The organism is Belnapia sp. AC561 (assembly GCF_979252845.1).
Map to the genome: position 1 here is coordinate 1 of NZ_CEEDBP010000549.1, position 230 is coordinate 230.

The window sequence follows — 230 nt, forward strand, 5'->3', positions numbered from 1 at the left end:
GTTCTTCACCGACCATAACGACGAGCTCGCGCCGCTGGTGCGGGAAGGGCGGCGCAAGGAATTCGCCAAGCTCGCCGCCTTCCAGGATGCCGAGAAGCGCGCCCGCATCCCCGACCCGAATGCGCAGGATCCCTATGGCAGCTCGATGCCCGATGCCGCGGAAGCGGAGCGGCCGCCGCATGATGCCATCCTTGCTGCCCATCGCCGGCTGCTGGCCCTGCTTCATGACC

General features: G+C 67.8%; 1 pseudogene. It reads left to right on the plus strand.

Going from position 1 to position 230, the window contains the following annotated elements:
- Nucleotides 1–230: pseudogene (locus tag AC0IW9_RS32210) on the plus strand (malto-oligosyltrehalose trehalohydrolase); the annotation flags it as partial.